This window comes from Pseudoalteromonas sp. S2721 (assembly GCF_005887425.1).
Taxonomy (GTDB): domain Bacteria; phylum Pseudomonadota; class Gammaproteobacteria; order Enterobacterales; family Alteromonadaceae; genus Pseudoalteromonas; species Pseudoalteromonas simplex.
In genome coordinates, this window is sequence record NZ_PNCZ01000001.1 from 1 (window position 1) to 17,128 (window position 17,128).

The 17,128-nt window shown below is 40.9% G+C and carries 18 protein-coding genes and 1 tRNA gene; 2 read left to right on the forward strand and 17 right to left on the reverse strand.

Translation table 11 applies throughout. The annotated features are described in order from the left end of the window. Positions 1-154: 154 nt before the first annotated feature. The 5 genes from ruvB to CWC02_RS00025 all read right to left on the reverse strand — a co-directional run bounded on the left by ruvB (position 155) and on the right by CWC02_RS00025 (position 5,661). On the reverse strand, positions 155-1,159 hold the full coding sequence (gene ruvB, locus CWC02_RS00005; RefSeq protein ID WP_054553011.1) for a Holliday junction branch migration DNA helicase RuvB: 1,005 nt from the start codon (positions 1,157-1,159) through the stop codon (positions 155-157). Between the two features lie 7 nt (positions 1,160-1,166). Beyond that, positions 1,167-1,787 (reverse strand): Holliday junction branch migration protein RuvA, encoded by a 621-nt coding sequence (ruvA, locus tag CWC02_RS00010; RefSeq protein WP_054553010.1) that lies wholly within the window; start codon positions 1,785-1,787, stop codon positions 1,167-1,169. Between the two features lies 1 nt (position 1,788). Beyond that, positions 1,789-2,313, reverse strand: coding sequence for a crossover junction endodeoxyribonuclease RuvC (gene ruvC / locus CWC02_RS00015; protein ID WP_054553009.1), 525 nt, complete (start codon positions 2,311-2,313; stop codon positions 1,789-1,791). 137 nt (positions 2,314-2,450) lie between these two features. Beyond that, the gene (locus CWC02_RS00020; protein ID WP_138615723.1) at positions 2,451-4,952 is read right to left on the reverse strand and encodes an ABC transporter permease; all 2,502 of its coding nucleotides are present in this window, start codon (positions 4,950-4,952) and stop codon (positions 2,451-2,453) included. Beyond that, positions 4,942-5,661: an ABC transporter ATP-binding protein gene (locus CWC02_RS00025; RefSeq protein WP_054553007.1), complete on the reverse strand. Its 720-nt coding sequence runs from the start codon at positions 5,659-5,661 to the stop codon at positions 4,942-4,944. Before CWC02_RS00025 ends, CWC02_RS00020 begins: the two co-directional genes overlap by 11 nt. Between CWC02_RS00025 and CWC02_RS00030 the strand changes: the two genes are divergently transcribed. Both CWC02_RS00030 and CWC02_RS00035 read left to right on the forward strand, forming a co-directional pair. Further along, positions 5,662-6,279 carry an arylesterase gene (locus CWC02_RS00030; RefSeq protein WP_138615725.1) on the forward strand — a complete coding sequence of 206 codons (618 nt, stop codon included), beginning with the start codon at positions 5,662-5,664 and terminating at the stop codon, positions 6,277-6,279. A gap of 105 nt (positions 6,280-6,384) precedes the next feature. After that, positions 6,385-6,461, forward strand: a tRNA-Pro gene (locus CWC02_RS00035). A 491-nt stretch (positions 6,462-6,952) separates the two neighbouring features. On the opposite strand, the gene CWC02_RS00040 is transcribed toward CWC02_RS00035, so the two are convergent. From CWC02_RS00040 to CWC02_RS00095, 12 genes are all read right to left on the reverse strand, one after another. Beyond that, complete coding sequence (locus CWC02_RS00040; protein ID WP_138615727.1) at positions 6,953-7,240, reverse strand: hypothetical protein; 288 nt, start codon at positions 7,238-7,240, stop codon at positions 6,953-6,955. Positions 7,241-7,354: 114 nt separating this feature from the next. After that, entirely contained in the window at positions 7,355-7,669 is a 315-nt protein-coding gene (locus CWC02_RS00045; RefSeq protein ID WP_138615729.1) for a hypothetical protein, read from the reverse strand. A gap of 116 nt (positions 7,670-7,785) precedes the next feature. Beyond that, entirely contained in the window at positions 7,786-8,262 is a 477-nt protein-coding gene (locus tag CWC02_RS00050; RefSeq protein ID WP_138615732.1) for a hypothetical protein, read from the reverse strand. Between the two features lie 120 nt (positions 8,263-8,382). Further along, complete coding sequence (locus CWC02_RS00055) at positions 8,383-8,652, reverse strand: hypothetical protein (RefSeq protein WP_138615734.1); 270 nt, start codon at positions 8,650-8,652, stop codon at positions 8,383-8,385. Between the two features lie 111 nt (positions 8,653-8,763). Next, the gene (locus tag CWC02_RS00060; protein ID WP_138615736.1) at positions 8,764-9,204 is read right to left on the reverse strand and encodes a hypothetical protein; all 441 of its coding nucleotides are present in this window, start codon (positions 9,202-9,204) and stop codon (positions 8,764-8,766) included. A 423-nt stretch (positions 9,205-9,627) separates the two neighbouring features. Beyond that, positions 9,628-10,158 (reverse strand): hypothetical protein, encoded by a 531-nt coding sequence (locus CWC02_RS00065; RefSeq protein WP_138615738.1) that lies wholly within the window; start codon positions 10,156-10,158, stop codon positions 9,628-9,630. A 147-nt stretch (positions 10,159-10,305) separates the two neighbouring features. Further along, positions 10,306-10,650 (reverse strand): Vch_cass14 family protein, encoded by a 345-nt coding sequence (locus tag CWC02_RS00070; protein ID WP_138615740.1) that lies wholly within the window; start codon positions 10,648-10,650, stop codon positions 10,306-10,308. Between the two features lie 224 nt (positions 10,651-10,874). After that, positions 10,875-12,197 carry an ABC1 kinase family protein gene (locus tag CWC02_RS00075; RefSeq protein WP_138615742.1) on the reverse strand — a complete coding sequence of 441 codons (1,323 nt, stop codon included), beginning with the start codon at positions 12,195-12,197 and terminating at the stop codon, positions 10,875-10,877. Positions 12,198-12,375: 178 nt separating this feature from the next. After that, on the reverse strand, positions 12,376-13,920 hold the full coding sequence (locus tag CWC02_RS00080) for an arylsulfatase (RefSeq protein WP_138600078.1): 1,545 nt from the start codon (positions 13,918-13,920) through the stop codon (positions 12,376-12,378). Positions 13,921-14,095: 175 nt separating this feature from the next. Then, positions 14,096-15,400: a serine--tRNA ligase gene (gene serS / locus CWC02_RS00085; protein ID WP_054552975.1), complete on the reverse strand. Its 1,305-nt coding sequence runs from the start codon at positions 15,398-15,400 to the stop codon at positions 14,096-14,098. 9 nt (positions 15,401-15,409) lie between these two features. After that, the gene (gene crcB, locus CWC02_RS00090; RefSeq protein WP_082389253.1) at positions 15,410-15,796 is read right to left on the reverse strand and encodes a fluoride efflux transporter CrcB; all 387 of its coding nucleotides are present in this window, start codon (positions 15,794-15,796) and stop codon (positions 15,410-15,412) included. Beyond that, positions 15,789-17,126 carry a replication-associated recombination protein A gene (locus CWC02_RS00095; protein WP_054552974.1) on the reverse strand — a complete coding sequence of 446 codons (1,338 nt, stop codon included), beginning with the start codon at positions 17,124-17,126 and terminating at the stop codon, positions 15,789-15,791. The genes crcB and CWC02_RS00095 overlap by 8 nt, the downstream gene beginning before the upstream one ends. Positions 17,127-17,128 lie beyond the last annotated feature (2 nt).

Sequence of the window (17,128 nt, forward strand, 5' to 3'; positions counted from 1 at the left end):
TGGTTAGTGGTTAGTGGTTAGGACAAAGTAAAACTAATATCATCTATTGCAAGCTTTTTGTTTAATTAAACAAAAATAAAACCACCCTCTCGATCAACTGATATCTAACTTCTGAAATCTAACTACTAAAAACCCCGCTCCGCGGGGTTTTTAGTTATTTTTCTGGCGTTAGCCCAAAGTGTAAATAAGCGATGTCCGAAACCAGGCGTCCGCGTGGGGTGCGTTGTATAAAGCCTTGTTGAATTAAAAACGGCTCTATCACATCTTCAATGGTTTCTTTTTCTTCACCAATTGCAGCCGCTAGGTTATCAAGGCCAACGGGGCCGCCCATAAATTTTTCGATAATAGCTAGCAAGTATTTTCTATCCATGTAGTCAAAACCGCTTTTATCGACATCAATCATATCGAGGGCTTGCTCGGCAACTGTAGCATTCACTTTACCGTCTGATTTCACTTGGGTGTAATCACGAACGCGGCGTAATAAACGATTCGCTATGCGAGGTGTACCACGTGAGCGCTTGGCGATTTCTGTAGCGCCTTCATCACACATGGTTAAGTCTAAAAAGCTTGCTGAACGGGCAACAATTTTTGAGAGGTCTTCAACTGAATAAAACTCTAATCGCTGTACGATACCAAAACGGTCTCTAAGTGGTGAGGTAAGTGAGCCTGCACGCGTTGTTGCGCCAATTAAAGTAAATGGCGGTAAATCAAGCTTTATTGAACGTGCTGCAGGGCCTTCACCTATCATGATATCCAGCTGATAATCTTCCATTGCTGGATACAAAATCTCTTCGACTTGCGGGCTCAAACGGTGAATTTCGTCAATAAACAGTACGTCACCTTCTTCAAGGTTCGTTAAAAGTGCGGCTAAATCCCCTGCTTTTTCAAGCACTGGCCCCGACGTTGTTTTAATATTAACGTTAAGCTCGTTGGCAACAATGTTTGCAAGTGTGGTTTTACCAAGACCCGGTGGACCAAATATTAATAAGTGATCCAGTGCTTCGCCACGATGGCGAGCAGCCTCAATAAAAATTTCCATTTGCTGCTTAACATGCGGCTGGCCTGTGTAATCGGTTAACAGTTTTGGTCGTATGGCACGATCAACACTGTCTTCGTTACTTTGTTCACTCGCATCTATTAAGCGATCTGCTTCAATCATGGTTTACTCACAACATTGATTTTAGAGCTTCTTTAATTAGAACCTCAGTCGTCATATCTGGTTTGTTCACTGTTTTAACCGCTTTTTGTGCTTGCGGTAGCTTATAGCCTAATGCCACAAGTGCTGATACAGCATCATCAGCAGCATTATTTGCCACTAGGGTATCATCACTTGATGGCTCAATGACGGCATTATCGCTAAATGGTGTAAATAAGTCATTACCCCAATTTTTAAGCCGGTCTTTCATTTCGAGCACTAAACGCTCAGCCGTTTTTTTACCAACGCCCGGTAGTTTAACCAGTGTGGTCGCATCTTCATTATTAACACAACTTACAAATTGCTGCGCCGACATACCCGATAAAATAGCTAGACCAAGCTTTGGCCCTACACCATTGGCTTTTAAAAGCTCTCTAAATAAAGCGCGTTCGGTTTTGTTGTTAAAGCCAAATAATAGCTGGGCATCTTCACGTACCACAAAATGGGTATAAATAATCGCTTGCTCACCCACTGCCGGTAAATCATAAAAGCAAGTCATCGGCATTTGTACTTCGTAGCCTACACCACTTACTTCGATAAGAATTTCTGGTGGCTGCTTTTCAACAAGTAAGCCATTTAATCGACCAATCATATTACTTCCTTAATCGTCCTCTTACGGTTTTGCTCGCACTGCCCGCAAGTTTTATTAAATTTTGTTCTGAGTGTGCATGACAAATAGCAATTGCTAAAGCATCTGCGGCATCGGCTTGAGGGGTACCTGGCAGCTTTAAAATGTTTTTAACCATATGCTGTACTTGAGACTTATCGGCTCCGCCATTGCCTACAACGGCCTGCTTAATTTGCCTAGCTGAATATTCATAAACTGGCAGCTCTGCCATTGAAGCACCAACGATAGCAGCGCCACGTGCTTGGCCTAGTTTAAGTGCCGAGTCAGGGTTATGCGCCATAAACACTTTTTCGATAGCAAAACTGTCTGGGGAGAATTGCTCTACCAATTGACTGATCCCTTGGTAAATCATTTTTAAGCGTATCGGAAAATCGTGATCGGCCAATTTAATGCAGCCACTGCCTAAATAAGTGAACTTAGCACCTTGGTGAGCAATCACGCCGTACCCTGTTAATCGTGAACCAGGATCAATCCCTAAAATAATCGCCAACTAACTGACTCGTCTATTATCATTATTATCTGCGGTTAATAATGCCAGAGCACTGTATAAATTACCAGTAACCAATTGCAATTCATAAAAAATGCCCGCAATTGCGAGCATTTTATAGTCAACCTTAATTAAGCCATTTACGCGAGCGAGCGTAATAAGCCTTGGGTATTTTTTCGCATTGTGCGGGCTATCATCAAATAACCTAAACATGCCACAAATAAGCCCCCGACTGCTGGGCCAATAACCCAAATATGAGGGTGGAACTTACCTGCTAAATCGAACATTTGTTTTTGCACTATTAACAGAGCGATGTCACTGACAATGGCAGCCACTAAACCTGCAGTAACACCTAATAGTAAAAACTCATATAAGGTGGCATTTTTAATTAAGCGCCCTTTAGCACCTAAAGTTCGCAAAATAACAATCTCTTGCATTCGCTCACCCAAACTTGCTTGCACTTGTGAAATAAGTACTAAAGCGCCACAGGCAACCACAATCGCTAGTACAAAGCCAATCGCTAACGATACTTGCTCTATGGTTGAGCGAATTTGTTTAATGAAGCTTTCAACATCTATCACGTTAACCGTGGGGTATTGACGCATTAGCTCATTAAACTCTCGTTTTTTCTCTGCTTTTACATTCACTGATGAAATATAAGTAGCAGGAAAGCTCGCTAGCACATCAGGGCTTAAAATAATAAAGAAGTTTGGTTTAAGCGTTGTCCAATTAACCTTGCGCACACTGGTAATTTTTGCATCGAATGATTGTGCACCAATTAAGAAGGTAAGCGTATCGCCAATTTTTACATCAAGGCGTTCAAGCGTCGACTCTTCAACCGATGCCTCGGCTACTGAGTCTTCACTAAACCATGCACCGTCGATAAGCTCGTTTTGATTAGGCAAGTCTTTACGCCAAGTTAGGTTTAACTCACGGCCAATACCAGAGCGGGCTTCTTCATCTTTCTTTTCGTTGTCTTCTTGCGATACTTCGCGGGCAACCAACTCGCCATTAACTGCGTTTACACGGCCACGCACAACCGGATAGAAATCAGACGTTGGCATATCGTTTTGCGCTAAGAAGCTAGTAATAGGCTCTAACTCTTGCTCAGTAATGTTCACTAAAAATGAATTAGGTGCATTTTCAGGAAGCTGAGACTGCCAGTCCGAAATCATGTCGTTCTTAAGTACAATTAAAAACAGTAATAACTTGATAGCCAAAGCAAAGCTAATTAATTGCACAGCATTCACATTGGCACGCTTTTGAATTGACGCAATCGCCAATGACCAACTGTTGCCTGGACTCAAGCCAAGTTTGCGGCCCCCACCAAAAATAACCTTCGATAAAGCAAATAACACCGCAATTAAAAATGCCGTCGAAAGGAACAAAATTGCACTAATTTTGATGTTGTTACTAAATAACCACATCAGTAAAAACACAGTAAGCGCCGACATAGTAAGGTGCACTTTACTTACTAATAAACGGTCGCCTAAATTACGGCGAAGTACACGTAGCGGCGGAATATCAAATAAATCGAGTAGCGGTTTAATTGAAAACATAACCGCACAAATCACACCTGTGCTGATCGCAATAATCCAAGGTTTTGCCGATGCGCTCGGCAGTGCTGTGCCCATGGTTTGTGCCAAATAATCCGTGGCAACCGCTTGTAAACCATAACCAATCAATAAACCGACAATCACCGACATTGAACACACAAGGCTCAAATGTAATAAATAGATTTTACGGATCATAGCGCGGCTACCGCCAAGCGTTTTCATCATAGCAACTGGGTCGTACTGACGCTCACAATAACGTTTTGCCGATACCGCAATAGCAACAGCTGCTAAAATAATGCCTAGCAAACCAGCTAACAATAAGTAACTCTCGGCACGATTTAAACTATTAGAAATAGGTGACTGGCGGTCTTTAACACCATACCAACGCTGGTTTTCTTTCATCTGTGGTTTTAACCACGCATAGAAGGTATCTAAATTGTCTTTGTCGCCAGCATAAAGTTGGCGGTAAAACACCCGGCTGCCCGGCTGAATTACCTCTGTAACAGCAATGTCTGCTTCATTAATTAAGATTCGCTGGCTGCTCGAGAACACATTAAACGGTGCATCAGGCTCTTCGGCTACAACATGACTAGCCGTAAACGTAGCAGCACCAAGCTCTACTTTATCGCCCACTTTAATGTTTAGCGCATAAAACACAGATTCACTTAACCATACTTCACCACGACTAGGGATGTCGTTTGTTACTTGTGGTTGACCAGTCAGGCTAGTTTTTACTTTTAACTCGCCTTTTAACGGATAGGTGTTTGATACCGCTTTAACCGAGCCAAGTTGCATTTCGTCACCGGCAAATAACATGGTGTCGAAGTAAGTTATTTTAGCGGTGCGTAAGTTTTCTTGGTTAGCTTGTTCTAAAAACTCAACAGGTAAAGCATGGTTACTTGCTAAAACGCGATCAGCGGCAATAAAGGCACTGCTTTTTTCTTCAATACTTTGACCAATGCGGTCGGTAACCATAGACAATGTTAAAACAGTGAGCACAGCTAAGGCTATTGCTGCACTGATCACTGTTAATTCGCCACGCTTAAACTCACGTGAAAACAGTTTTAGTGCTAATTTAGCCCACATTCGCTTGCACTCCTTCGTTTTCTTTAACAGTTACTAGCTGCCCTGCTTCAATATGTAAAATTTGCTGGCACTTTTGTGCAAGCTGCTCATCATGGGTTACTAAAATAAGTGTCGTGCCGTGCTCTTTATTTAGCTCAAATAATAGAGACTCAATTAACTTACCGTTTTTGCTATCAAGGTTTGCTGATGGTTCATCGGCAAATAAGATTTTCGGTGTGCCTATAAATGCACGCGCAATTGCTACACGTTGCTGCTCACCACCAGACAATTGCGACGGGTAATGACCAACACGATGGCTTAAGCCTACTTTTTCAAGTAGCTCTAGGGCTTGTTGTTTAGCGTCTTTGCTTCCTGCAAGTTCAGCGGGAAGCATTACGTTTTCAAGGGCTGTTAAGCTTTGTACAAGCATAAAAGACTGAAATACAAAACCTACTTTTTCAGCGCGAAGTGCTGCGCGTGCTTCTTCATCTAATTCGTGTAATGCGGCTCCATCTAAATGAATACTACCGCCCGTTGATTGGTCAAGGCCTGCTAATAAACTTAATAAAGTAGACTTACCCGAACCAGAGGTGCCTACCACTGCAACTGAGTCACCCGACTTGACATTAAAGCTGATGTCACTGAGGATGGTCAGGTCGCCCTCAACCGTGGTGACCGTTTTAGAAAGTCCTTTAACTTGAATGATGTTTAATTGAGAAAGCGCTGACATATGATGCATCCAATCCTACGTTTTATATTCGTTTTACTGTTAGTAATCAAACCACTTACGGCAGCAGCTGACAACACAATTTTAATTCTAGGTGACAGTTTAAGCGCCGCTTACGGTCTTAAACAAGAGCAAGGCTGGGTTAAATTGTTACAAGATAAGTACGATGAAAAAGACCAATCTGTATACCTAGTAAACGCCAGTATTAGCGGTGAAACCACAGGCGGTGCTCTAAGGCGACTCGACGCGTTACTGAGCGAATTTGAACCCACTCATGTACTCATTGAGCTTGGCGGAAACGATGGTTTACGAGGTTTCCCTATTAAACGCCTGCAAGCTAACTTACGTGATTTAATTGCAAAAAGCCAAAAAATTGGGGCGAAAACCGCCGTAATGGAAGTACAAATTCCACCAAACTATGGCCCGCGTTATACCAAACTTTTCACCGATAGCTTTAAAACCATTGCCGATGAAACAGATTCTGAGCTCATGCCCTTTTTCATGCTTCGCATTGCAGGCCGCCCTGAACTTATGCAAAACGATAACTTGCACCCTAATGCCGATGCTCAACCATTAATACGCGACTTTATGTACAAAACGATCAACGATTGGCTAGACTAAACTCTAGCCCATTGATTTAATGTGGATTACCTGAACAATAAACAGGCAATCGAACTGCGGGGATATTGATTTTTATAAAAAAAGCCGTACTATGGCTTGCAACGTCGGCATATAGCGCAGCTTGGTAGCGCACTGTCATGGGGTGTCAGGGGTCGCAGGTTCAAATCCTGCTATGCCGACCATTTTTCTACACTCTATTCAATAAGTTACTGAACTTATCTATTTATTTTATCGCACCTTAAACATAGATTCCTTTATTCATATCGCACATTTATCGCACCATAGTTAACTAAATTTATTTTCTAATTTTTAGGTTAGATTATGTGTTGATTGGGGGGATATATAGGAAGACAGCTAATGGCATCTTTGTTACCTTCCCAAAGATAGAATTTTATAAAAGCATTTCAGATAAATAATGTGTAATAGACGGGCAATGAATTATAACAACTTATACATGACCTTTTGCTTTTAGCAATTAGGTTAGAAATGCTCCTGACTGATAGGTTTGAGCGAGAAGCAGACGGCCACTCTAACACGCTTTTGGACAAAAACACGTTAGAGTATTTAATCAGTAACGCCCGAATAATGGGCGGATTAGCTTGGCTATACTTAGCGAAGAATGAGCGCCAGCCAAGCGTGAGACGTCCATTATTAATTCGTTTGTTATGTAACGTTACCACGAAAAATGACTTACAGCTTCTTTATAGGAGGCTAACGCTTTGTATACAGCAAGTTTTACTCTCAACTTTTTGTAAAATACTTGATAGCAAAATACAGGTAAGAACCACACCACTAAAAGTAATACTTGAATAAAAAGAAGTACAAAAACAAATTCGTTGTAAATGCCATCTAACAAGAAGAAAGTTAAAACAAGTAAATTAAGCCCGACAAAAAGCCAGATACCCCAACGTGCATCTTTTATGAGTTCTCTTAATTCTTTAGTTTGACTCGGAGCTTTCACTTTCTTTAGTTACATAACGCCCCAATAATAAGTGAACCAAAAGCTGGCGGGCGATTTGCTCAGCAAATGGCATGACATGCCTTGGTGAATCTGATTCATTGTCTAGTTATATGGCTACTTAGCTAAACCAAAACCAACAATTATTAGTAATGAAAATATTAAGCCACCTAAGAGAATGTCCCATATTTTTGATAACACTCTAATGTGAAAATGCCTGAATTTCCGTATATCAGGTGAGTTTTTACGCGCCATTGCTAATTCAATATAAGGCTTCAAACGTTTGCTGTATTCAACCTTATCTCTTTTAAACTGGGTAGCGGTTGTTTCATTATCTGATATGTAACGTTCAAAGTTACTAAAGTTAACCTTGATAGCCTCTACCTCTTCAAGCTCAACTTGATTGAGATATTTCTTCCATTCATCTTCCATCGACTACATTCCCTGAAAGCCAAATAACGCCCGCATAAGTGGCGAAATAAAGCTTGGTTATACTAAGCGAAGAATGAGCGCAGCCAAGCTTTTTGCGCCCACCCTTAATGCGATTGTTATATTTCATTGTAAACCATTGGCTCACAAGGCTTTGGTTTATATTCACAATACCGATATTCAATGGTTACAATGTGAGCGACAGCTTGCTCTTTAGATACTTGAGTAAATAAACCATTCTTTAATACATAAAATAGCTCATTTTTATTAGCTGCTATTTTAAGTTGATTCCATTGACCAGCATCAACCAAGTTTGAATTGTGATTGAAGCGATATTGTATAGTTGAATCTTCGGCTAATGTAATTGAACTGTAGGCTCCAAAATATAGCTTACTATTAATGCCGTTAACTTTTACTTGTTGGTACGCACTCGGTTCTTGGTATGCAACCGGAGATATTAGATATACGATTGTACTTTCGGTACTAGGCAGAATAGGAAATTGATACTCAGCTGATTTGGATTTTAAAATTTCAGCAGGAATTCCAACGCAAGATATTAGTGCCGAAGCGACTAAAATAATGATTAGATTACGCATAGCTCTCCTTGCAATATAACGCTTGCCGTAAACGGCACAAAATAGCAGGCTAAAATTGGCGACGAAGGAGCACAAGCCTGCTGTTTTGTGTCCTTTGGTTTGGGCACTTGTTATGTAGTTTTATTCAGATTTTAAGCCAGACAACTTAACGCTTTCACCTTTTGAAATTGATTTTGCTTGGTCTAAAGTAAACTGAAACCAAAATTCAGTGCTATTCTCATAGAAATAACTAAAGCAGAACTCCAATTCATCAGCGTCAAAGCCACCAACAAACGATGGAGACTGAAACATATCGCTCGACTCTATTTCAAGCCATTGATGAGTTGAGTAGTCTTGGTTAACTATCTCAATACAAATAGATTTTAATTCATCTTCAATTGGTATATCCATCACCGACCTATTAGAGCCAAAGCCCGCATAATGGGCGGATTAAACAGGCTAAAATTATAGCGAGGAATGAGCGCCAGCCAAACTTTAGACGTCCCACACATAATTGACATGCTATATAGCAATATGTACCAGAGCCGCATCTCGGAATTCTTGGTAGTTGTCAGCATACTCCCAAATAAAAAATAAGTGCTCTCCATTTGAGTCGACTAAACAATACATTTGGCAATTAGCATATTCTTTCGAGTTTTTTAAATCACTCCAAGCATGGAATGATGATTGCCCGTTTTTACATAGAACGATTCCTTTAGAATCGAACGTAAAACTAAACTTTAAACTCCGAAGGAAACGAACCAATAGAAAGAAATATTTGCCACAAAAATAAACCAAAGCGCTACATAAGAAAAATAAAAAAGTTAAAGTTTGCCAATCACCATCCGCAATTCTATTGCTTGATAAGTAAATCATAGATAAAGGACCTAGTGCATAAACAGGCAAAAGTATGACTCCACAAATATAAGCCATTATTTGAACAGAGTTAGAATGTTGAACCATATTTCCCTTGGTATATAACAATTTTATAGTGCGCTCGTGCCGCATCTTTCTGCCGATGTTACACGCATGTATAAATAAGTCTATTAGTAACAAATAACTTAAAGCATCACCAACTATAATTTTTCTATTAGTACTAAAGATATTCAGAAAAAGAAAATGCGCTCGTCGCACATTTTCTTAAATATATGCGCGTACTGTAGAGTATGGAAATCAATTAACTCTTATTTTAAGCCAATCTCTATGTCTAGCTATCCCTGAGAATTGATATTTAGGGTATTTGAGTTAACTCATTTCTGGACAAAAATGAGTTAGAGTATTTATTCGGTAACGCCTCAAGCAGAAGCAACTTTTAAGCTGGCTAAAATTAGGAGCGCAGCGACGGGAGCCAGCTTAAAATTGTCCTGTTGACTTAGCATGTTATGTTTATTGATTAAAGTACTCTTTTAATTTCTTGTAACTAACTATACGTGAATCTATATAGCCTATTGTACAATTCCTAACTGGTACTGACTCAATTTTATAAAATTCACTCGGTAATTCTATAATCGTAGATAAGCGAGGATCCTCTGTTTCTAGACTGATAGTCAAATTTTCTCTGTTTCGACCATAAAGTTTCCAAAACGATCTACCTATTACTGATTGCTTATATTTGCCATCTTCAGTCTTTTTTAAAAATAAAAGGTGGTAACCATGAATATCATATAAGGCACTACTAACAGTGCTTAAATGCCAACTTACATTAATTTCATTAGAACTTTGAGAGCCTTTTAATAAATCAACTATTAATACCTTTGTCGTCCCATGACCATCATCGACTACTTCGATATTCTTAATTTTTACTAAAGCAACTATTTCAGAACCATCAACTAAACTTTCCCAAGTTACAGGTCCAATTTTTGCGTATAAAGCGGCTGGATAAAATAAGAATAAGAATATAATTAACCTAGTAGACACTTCCCCCTCCATAGAAACATAACACCCGCTTAAGTGGTGAGCAACGCATCCACAGCACTCAATTATTGCACCGTAAGCACAAAAGCCGATTCAAACCAAAACCGCCGAGCGTTGCGAATCCGTCTTAAAGCGTTTGTTAGGGCTATGCTAAAGACTAGCAAAAATACCTTTAAGATCTGCTATCGTAGTTGAGTTATTTACTTTAGCTACCATGTCACCTTTAAAACTGTCTTTTCGAATTTCAATAGTGTCATCATCATGCTCGTAACGGAAAGCATACTTCTGTGAATTCGTAGTAAACCACAAGATATTTCCAGTGGCACCTTGACTGCCTCTAACTTGTATGTCGGATTTATCATCCATTTTCAAAACAATCAAACCAAGTAGCGGATAAATCACTTCGCTCACATTAGGAGCATGGTGTTCTGACCGTTCGACAACACCAAAAAAATACTCTTTCAGCAACTCTACCTGATTAACTTTTACTGCCATATTTCCTCCAAACTTACATAATTGCCCTAACAATTTTATAGTTCGCTCGTCGCGCATTTTTCTGCCGATGTTACGCGCATGTATTAATAAGTCTATTAGTAACAAATAACTTAAGGCATAGCCAACTCTAATTTTTTATTGGTACTTAAATATATTCAGAAAAAAGAAAATGCGCTCGTCGCTCATCTTGGGGCAGAAATAAGTTACCCCAAATTCCCGTTCAATTACTTATCCATCTGTACTTCAAACTCCTTAAAAATACTGTTCACATTCACTTTTGCGCCTAGCTTTGCAGCGATTAAAAACAGGCCTGCTAGCTTTCTGTGAACGAACAAGGCATCTACGGGTGGTGCGTGCCAATGCTCTGAGGCGGTGCTCATTTTTAGGCCGAGTTCTTTAATGCGTTTTGGTAAGTCGCTATTTGCAAAATCATACTCATCTTGGTGGCGCAGTGGTTCGCAGGCGAGTAGAAATATATCAACGACATTATCTATATATTCTTGAGCAAGCCCTTGTTGAAAATAGCCAATTTGCTGTGCAGCTGTTGCAACGCTTGCCCTATCATTATTAATCGCAGCAGATAATAACTGTAAGTAACCAGCACTAATATGCTGAGGTAGTTCACGGGTGGCACCAAAGTCTAAAAGCACTAAGCGTTGATTGTCGATTTGATATTGATAATTAGCAAAGTTTGGATCTGTTTGAACTAGTTTAAAGCTAAATAATTCACGTAAAAATAGGCTGAGTAACTGTTCAACCGCTTTATTACGCAGCGCTTGCTCAGTGCTTGCCAGTTCATCTAGCTCTTGCCCTTCAACAAAGCTCATGACTAAAACTTGAGAAGAACTAAGCGAATCAACCACATTTGGAATAAGGTAATTGTCATCACCCTTTAAACACTCGCTGTAGCGTTTTAAAAAACTCGCTTCTAATTCGTAGTCAGCTTCGTTTATAAGCTGCTGTTTTGCTTCCTCGATAAGAGGCTGTATTTCTACCTCTTTGGGTAATAAGCCACTGAGCTTGAGAAGGTAAGCTAAGTTATCAACATCACTGGCAATGCCTTTTGCAATACCGGGGTATTGCACTTTAACTGCTAACTTTTCGCCCGATTCTCGATAAGCAATATGCACTTGCCCTATTGATGCCGCAGCAAATGGTCTGAGTTCAAAATGCGATAATTGTTCTAGCCACGCATCGCCCCAATGCTCTCGCATTACTTTAACTAGCTGCTTTTGTGGCATGGGCGTCGCTTCTGAACGTAGCCTTGCTAAAGTTGCTGACAGCTCAGGAGTAAGTAATTCGCCACTATCCATGGATAACAGCTGCCCCAATTTCATTGCAGCCCCGCGAAGATTTGCTAGCTGCTCAGCAAAGCGCTGAATATTTTTTGGCTGTAACAATAACTCTTGTCGCGATGTTTGCTTGCCGGTCGCCCATGCTTTTGTGCCTTCAAACAGCATATTACTCGCAACTTTACCTGCTAAAGAACCAAGCCGAGCCGCTCGTGCTAAGCGTGATGTTGGAACAGACTTTTGTTTATCACTCATATTACTTCACACTATTAACTTAATGCTTTGAATACGTTGGTTGTTCGAGTTTAGATCGACTTTAGCTTTACTATCACTTGTCTTCTAGCCAAAAGCAAAAAGCCGCATGGTTAGCTTATTTGCTTCCCGATGCGGCTATTTATTTAATTAACAAGCCAATAAATTGTTTTATTGAGAGTTACTGCTTTCCAGACATCAACTGTTCCATTAGCTGGCTAAAGTCGAAGCTTGCTGCTTTTTGCAGTGGTGGATACTCTGATAGCGATTTTATGTGTTCGCCAAGTAGATGTTGCACAGGCTCATTCAGCCATTGCTTAGCTTGCACTATGTCTGAGCGGTCGGTTAAACCATCAAAGCTTTCAAACGGATCCATACGTATGTTATAGAAAATTGGGAACTTTTGCTTTTCATAAGGAGCATAATAATTTTCGCTCGTTTCAAAGTGCAGCTTCCATTGCTTGTAGCGAATCGCTTTTATACTTGATTCGTAATAGTAGAAAAAGTGATCACGGGCGCTTTGGTCAGTTTTGCCAAGCCAGTAATTCAGGTTATTTACGCCGTCAATCGGTTGCTTATGCTCTTTCAGTGCTTTTTTCGCGATATTTGGTTCACCTGCTGCTGCAGCTAGCGTTGTGTAAATATCCATGTGCGATTGAATACCGTTTAATACTGTATTTGCAGGTACTTTACCTGGCCAGCGAACAATCATAGGCACACGTACACCACCTTCATAGGTCGTCATTTTCTCACCACGGAAAGGCGTTGTACCACCATGTAATCGAGCACTGTGCTCCGGGCCATTATCTGTAGAATAAACAACAATAGTGTTATCAAGCACACCCATATCATCTAGTGCAGCCATTAACTCGCCCACTTGTTGATCATGTTCAATCAGACCACTGCCGTATAAATCATGCTCTGTGGTGTATTCTTCTGCTAAATAACGGCTCTCATCACTTAAACGCGTGTACATATGCATTCGGCTTGGGTTAAACCAAACAAAGAAAGGTTTATCTGCTTTTTTCGCTCGTTTAATAAAGTCTATGCTTGCGTCCATAAACTCTTTATCAACGGTTTTCATACGCTCACGAGAAAGCTGACCAGTATCTTTAATTTTTTGCTTACCCACTTTGCCAAAACGTGGATCAACAGTTTTGTCATCTACATTTGTGGCGTAAGTATGTAAAACGCCTCGCGTACCATATTTTTTGAAGAATTCAGGATCTTTCGGGTAATCACGTTGCTCAAACTCTTCTTGGGTATTTAAGTGATATAAATTCCCGAAAAACTCATCAAAGCCATGCACGGTTGGTAAGTGCTCGTTGCGATCACCTAAGTGATTTTTACCAAACTGCCCCGTTGCATAACCTTGCTCTTTTAAAACCTCAGCAAGGGTATAAGAACCCGCTTTTAAACCAAGCTCAGCGCCTGGTCGGCCCACCGTTGTCATGCCACTACGAATTGGATATTGACCTGTAATAAGTGCAGCGCGCCCTGCAGTACACGATGGTTGCGCGTAATGATCGGTAAACATTGCGCCTTCGTGGGCAAGTTTATCGATGTTTGGCGTTTTATAACCCATGGTACCAAGTCCATAAGCACTTACATTTTGCCAGCCAACATCATCGGGGAATATAATTAGAATATTGGGTTTGTCTTTAGCAAAAGCGACAGAGCTTGCTAAATATAAAGCAGCGGATGCTACGGCGAGTAGTCTTTTCATAACAGCAGTCCTTCGTGTATTTTAATAAAATACTATGTAGTTTAGTTTTTAAACTTGTAGTACTTTTTTTAGTCTACTAAAAATACTGTGTACCGCAATTATTATTAATGCTAGGCATAAAAAAACCGTATTTTCTGATCAAAATACGGTTTTTAAAACGTTATTAACTTAAACGTTATTTAATAACTTCTAAGCCACCCATGTAAGGGCGCAATACTTCTGGTACAACAATCGAGCCGTCAGCTTGTTGATAGTTCTCTAAGATTGCTACCAGTGTACGACCAACTGCTAAGCCTGAACCATTTAATGTATGAAGTAGCTCTGGCTTTTTCTCACCTTGACGACGGAAACGCGCTTGCATACGACGCGCTTGGAAATCAACCATGTTTGAACATGATGAGATTTCACGATAAGTGTTTTGTGCAGGTAACCATACTTCTAAATCATAAGTTTTTGCTGCACCAAAGCCCATATCACCCGTACATAAAATCACTTTACGGTATGGAAGTTCTAATGCTTGTAAGATTTGCTCAGCGTGACCTGTTAGCTCTTCTAGCGCTTGCATTGAATCTTCTGGTTTTACTAGTTGTACTAATTCAACTTTGTCGAATTGGTGCTGACGAATAAGACCACGTGTATCACGGCCATAGCTACCTGCTTCACTACGGAAACAAGGCGTATGCGCTGTTAAACGAATTGGTAAGTCGCTTTCGTCGTAAATTTCGTCACGAGCACTGTTCGTAAGCGGTACTTCAGCTGTAGGAATTAAGCTAAAACCTGGTTGTTGCTGACCGTCGTCATCCACTAAACCTAATGTGTGGAATAAGTCACCAGCAAACTTAGGTAATTGGCTAGTGCCGTATAAGCTTGCGCTATTAACTAGGTAAGGCACATACATTTCTGTATAGCCGTTTTGCTCTGTGTGCGTATCAAGCATGAACTGCGTTAGAGCACGGTGCATACGTGCAACTTGACCACGCATAACAGTGAAACGCGCGCCACTGATTTTAACGCCCATTTCAAAGTCTAGGCCGTTTACGTCTTGACCAACATCAACGTGATCTTTTACTTCAAAGTCGTATGACTTAGGCGTACCCCAGGTTGAAATTTCAACGTTTTGATCTTCGTCTTCACCTACAGGAACAGACTCATCAGGTAAGTTTGGAATAGCAAGTGCAATTTGCTTAAGCTCTTCAAGTACTGCGTCTTGCTCTGCTTTTACGCTGTCTAGTTGATCGCCAAGGTTACTTACTGAATCAAGCAGCTGTTGTGCTTTTTCGTGCTCGCCTTTCGCTTTTGCTTGGCCGATAGCTTTGGAACTTGCATTACGCTCGCTTTGAAGTTCTTGCGTTTTTACTTGTAATGTTTTGCGTTTTTCTTCAAGTGCAGTTACCGCTGCAGTATCAAGTTCGTAACCGCGTGATGCTAAACGTGCAGCCGCTTGTTCGATATCTTGACGTAAATATTTAGAATCTAACATGTTCGATTTTTAACCTTTTTGCATTACCAGCTGAAGGCCCAGCCAAGCCATAAATATACACACCACCACGTTTAAGGTGATATTGAGGGCCATTTTAAAAAAGTGACCTTGTTGCAAGAGCAACAACGAATCCATTGAGAATGTTGAAAAGGTGGTCAATGCACCTAAAAAGCCAATACCAATTAAGGTTTTAGCGGGGCTAACAGCGATTATTTCTTTTTCAATCAAGCCGTATAAAATGCCCATTAACAATGAACCAAGAATATTAACTGTCAACGTGCCAAAAGGGAATCCCCTACCGAGCAGTTTTAGCATGGTTTCGCTAAGAAAATAACGTAAACATGCCCCTGAAGCGCCACCCATTGCAATCATCATGTAAAGTTTCAAACTATTCATAACGTTTAATATCACTTTGCTCGTTGCGCTGGGTTAAATAGTCCAGCTTTTGTTTTATTTTTTGTTCAAGCCCGCGGTCGGTTGGGAAGTAATACTGGCGATCATTAATTGCCTCAGGGAAATACTTTTCGCCTGCTGCAAACGCACCTTCCTCATTGTGTGCATACCGATATTCAGCGCCATAACCTAAGTCTTTCATTAAGCTGGTTGGTGCATTACGTAGATGCTCTGGCACCGGATGGCTCGGCTCATTTTTAGCATCTTGCATTGCTTGATTAAACGCCATATACACAGCGTTACTTTTCGGGGCACTGGCTAAATAAATGGTGGCTTGTGCAATAGCGCGCTCACCTTCACTTGGGCCAACGCGTTGAAAAATATCCCACGCATTGAGTGCGACTTCCATTGCTCGCGGGTCGGCATTACCGATATCTTCTGTAGCAATCGCTAATAAACGCCGAGCTACATAAAGTGGGTCACCGCCGCCAGCTAAAATACGGCAATACCAATATAAAGCGCCATCAGGTGAACTACCTCGCACTGACTTATGAAACGCTGAAATCAAGTCGTAGAACTCATCGCCGCCTTTGTCGTACTTGGCTAAGTGAGTTGGTAAAACTTGGCTTAACACATGTTGATCAACAAGGTATTTGCCCTGCTGCTCAGTGGTTAAGTCAACCGCTTGTTCTAACAGGTTAAGCACTTTACGCGCATCGCCATCACTTGCTTGGCAAAGCGCTTGCTTAGCGTTATCGGCAATATCTATATTTTTTTGGCTGAGCTCTACGTCTTCACGTAAGGCGCGCTCAATTACGTTAAATAAATCAGTTTGCTCAAGTCCTTTTAAAACATATACACGAGCACGAGACAGTATCGCGTTATTAAGTGCAAATGATGGGTTTTCGGTGGTCGCGCCAACAAAAATAAAAGTACCGTCTTCAATATGCGGTAAAAATGCATCTTGCTGAGATTTATTAAAGCGATGCACTTCGTCTACGAATAATAAGGTGCGCTGCCCTCGCCCAGCAAGGTTTGCTTTTGCTTCGCTTACGGCCTCACGAATGTCTTTGACACCTGCTGTGACTGCCGACATTTGAATAAGGCTGGCATCGGCATGGTTTGCAATAATCTGCGCTAATGTGGTTTTACCAACGCCTGGCGGCCCCCACAAAATGAGGCTGTGGCATCTGCCTGCAAGAATGGCTTGGTAAAGAGGTTTATCGGGGCTTAAAAGGTGCTGCTGACCTATGTAGTCATTGAGTGTTTCGGGTCGCATGCGCGCCGCAAGTGGGCGCACATCAGGACCAAAATTAAATCCGAGATTACTCAAGC

Bases quoted from the DNA above. Each gene is read 5' to 3' on its own strand.
- ruvB (WP_054553011.1), bottom strand. From the start codon at position 1,159: ATGATTGAAGCAGATCGCTTAATAGATGCGAGTGAACAAAGTAACGAA.
- ruvA (WP_054553010.1), bottom strand. From the start codon at position 1,787: ATGATTGGTCGATTAAATGGCTTACTTGTTGAAAAGCAGCCACCAGAA.
- CWC02_RS00020 (WP_138615723.1), bottom strand. From the start codon at position 4,952: ATGTGGGCTAAATTAGCACTAAAACTGTTTTCACGTGAGTTTAAGCGT.
- CWC02_RS00025 (WP_054553007.1), bottom strand. From the start codon at position 5,661: ATGTCAGCGCTTTCTCAATTAAACATCATTCAAGTTAAAGGACTTTCT.
- CWC02_RS00030 (WP_138615725.1), top strand. From the start codon at position 5,662: ATGATGCATCCAATCCTACGTTTTATATTCGTTTTACTGTTAGTAATC.
- CWC02_RS00045 (WP_138615729.1), bottom strand. From the start codon at position 7,669: ATGGAAGATGAATGGAAGAAATATCTCAATCAAGTTGAGCTTGAAGAG.
- CWC02_RS00050 (WP_138615732.1), bottom strand. From the start codon at position 8,262: ATGCGTAATCTAATCATTATTTTAGTCGCTTCGGCACTAATATCTTGC.
- CWC02_RS00055 (WP_138615734.1), bottom strand. From the start codon at position 8,652: ATGGATATACCAATTGAAGATGAATTAAAATCTATTTGTATTGAGATA.
- CWC02_RS00060 (WP_138615736.1), bottom strand. From the start codon at position 9,204: ATGGTTCAACATTCTAACTCTGTTCAAATAATGGCTTATATTTGTGGA.
- CWC02_RS00070 (WP_138615740.1), bottom strand. From the start codon at position 10,650: ATGGCAGTAAAAGTTAATCAGGTAGAGTTGCTGAAAGAGTATTTTTTT.
- CWC02_RS00075 (WP_138615742.1), bottom strand. From the start codon at position 12,197: ATGAGTGATAAACAAAAGTCTGTTCCAACATCACGCTTAGCACGAGCG.
- CWC02_RS00080 (WP_138600078.1), bottom strand. From the start codon at position 13,920: ATGAAAAGACTACTCGCCGTAGCATCCGCTGCTTTATATTTAGCAAGC.
- serS (WP_054552975.1), bottom strand. From the start codon at position 15,400: ATGTTAGATTCTAAATATTTACGTCAAGATATCGAACAAGCGGCTGCA.
- crcB (WP_082389253.1), bottom strand. From the start codon at position 15,796: ATGAATAGTTTGAAACTTTACATGATGATTGCAATGGGTGGCGCTTCA.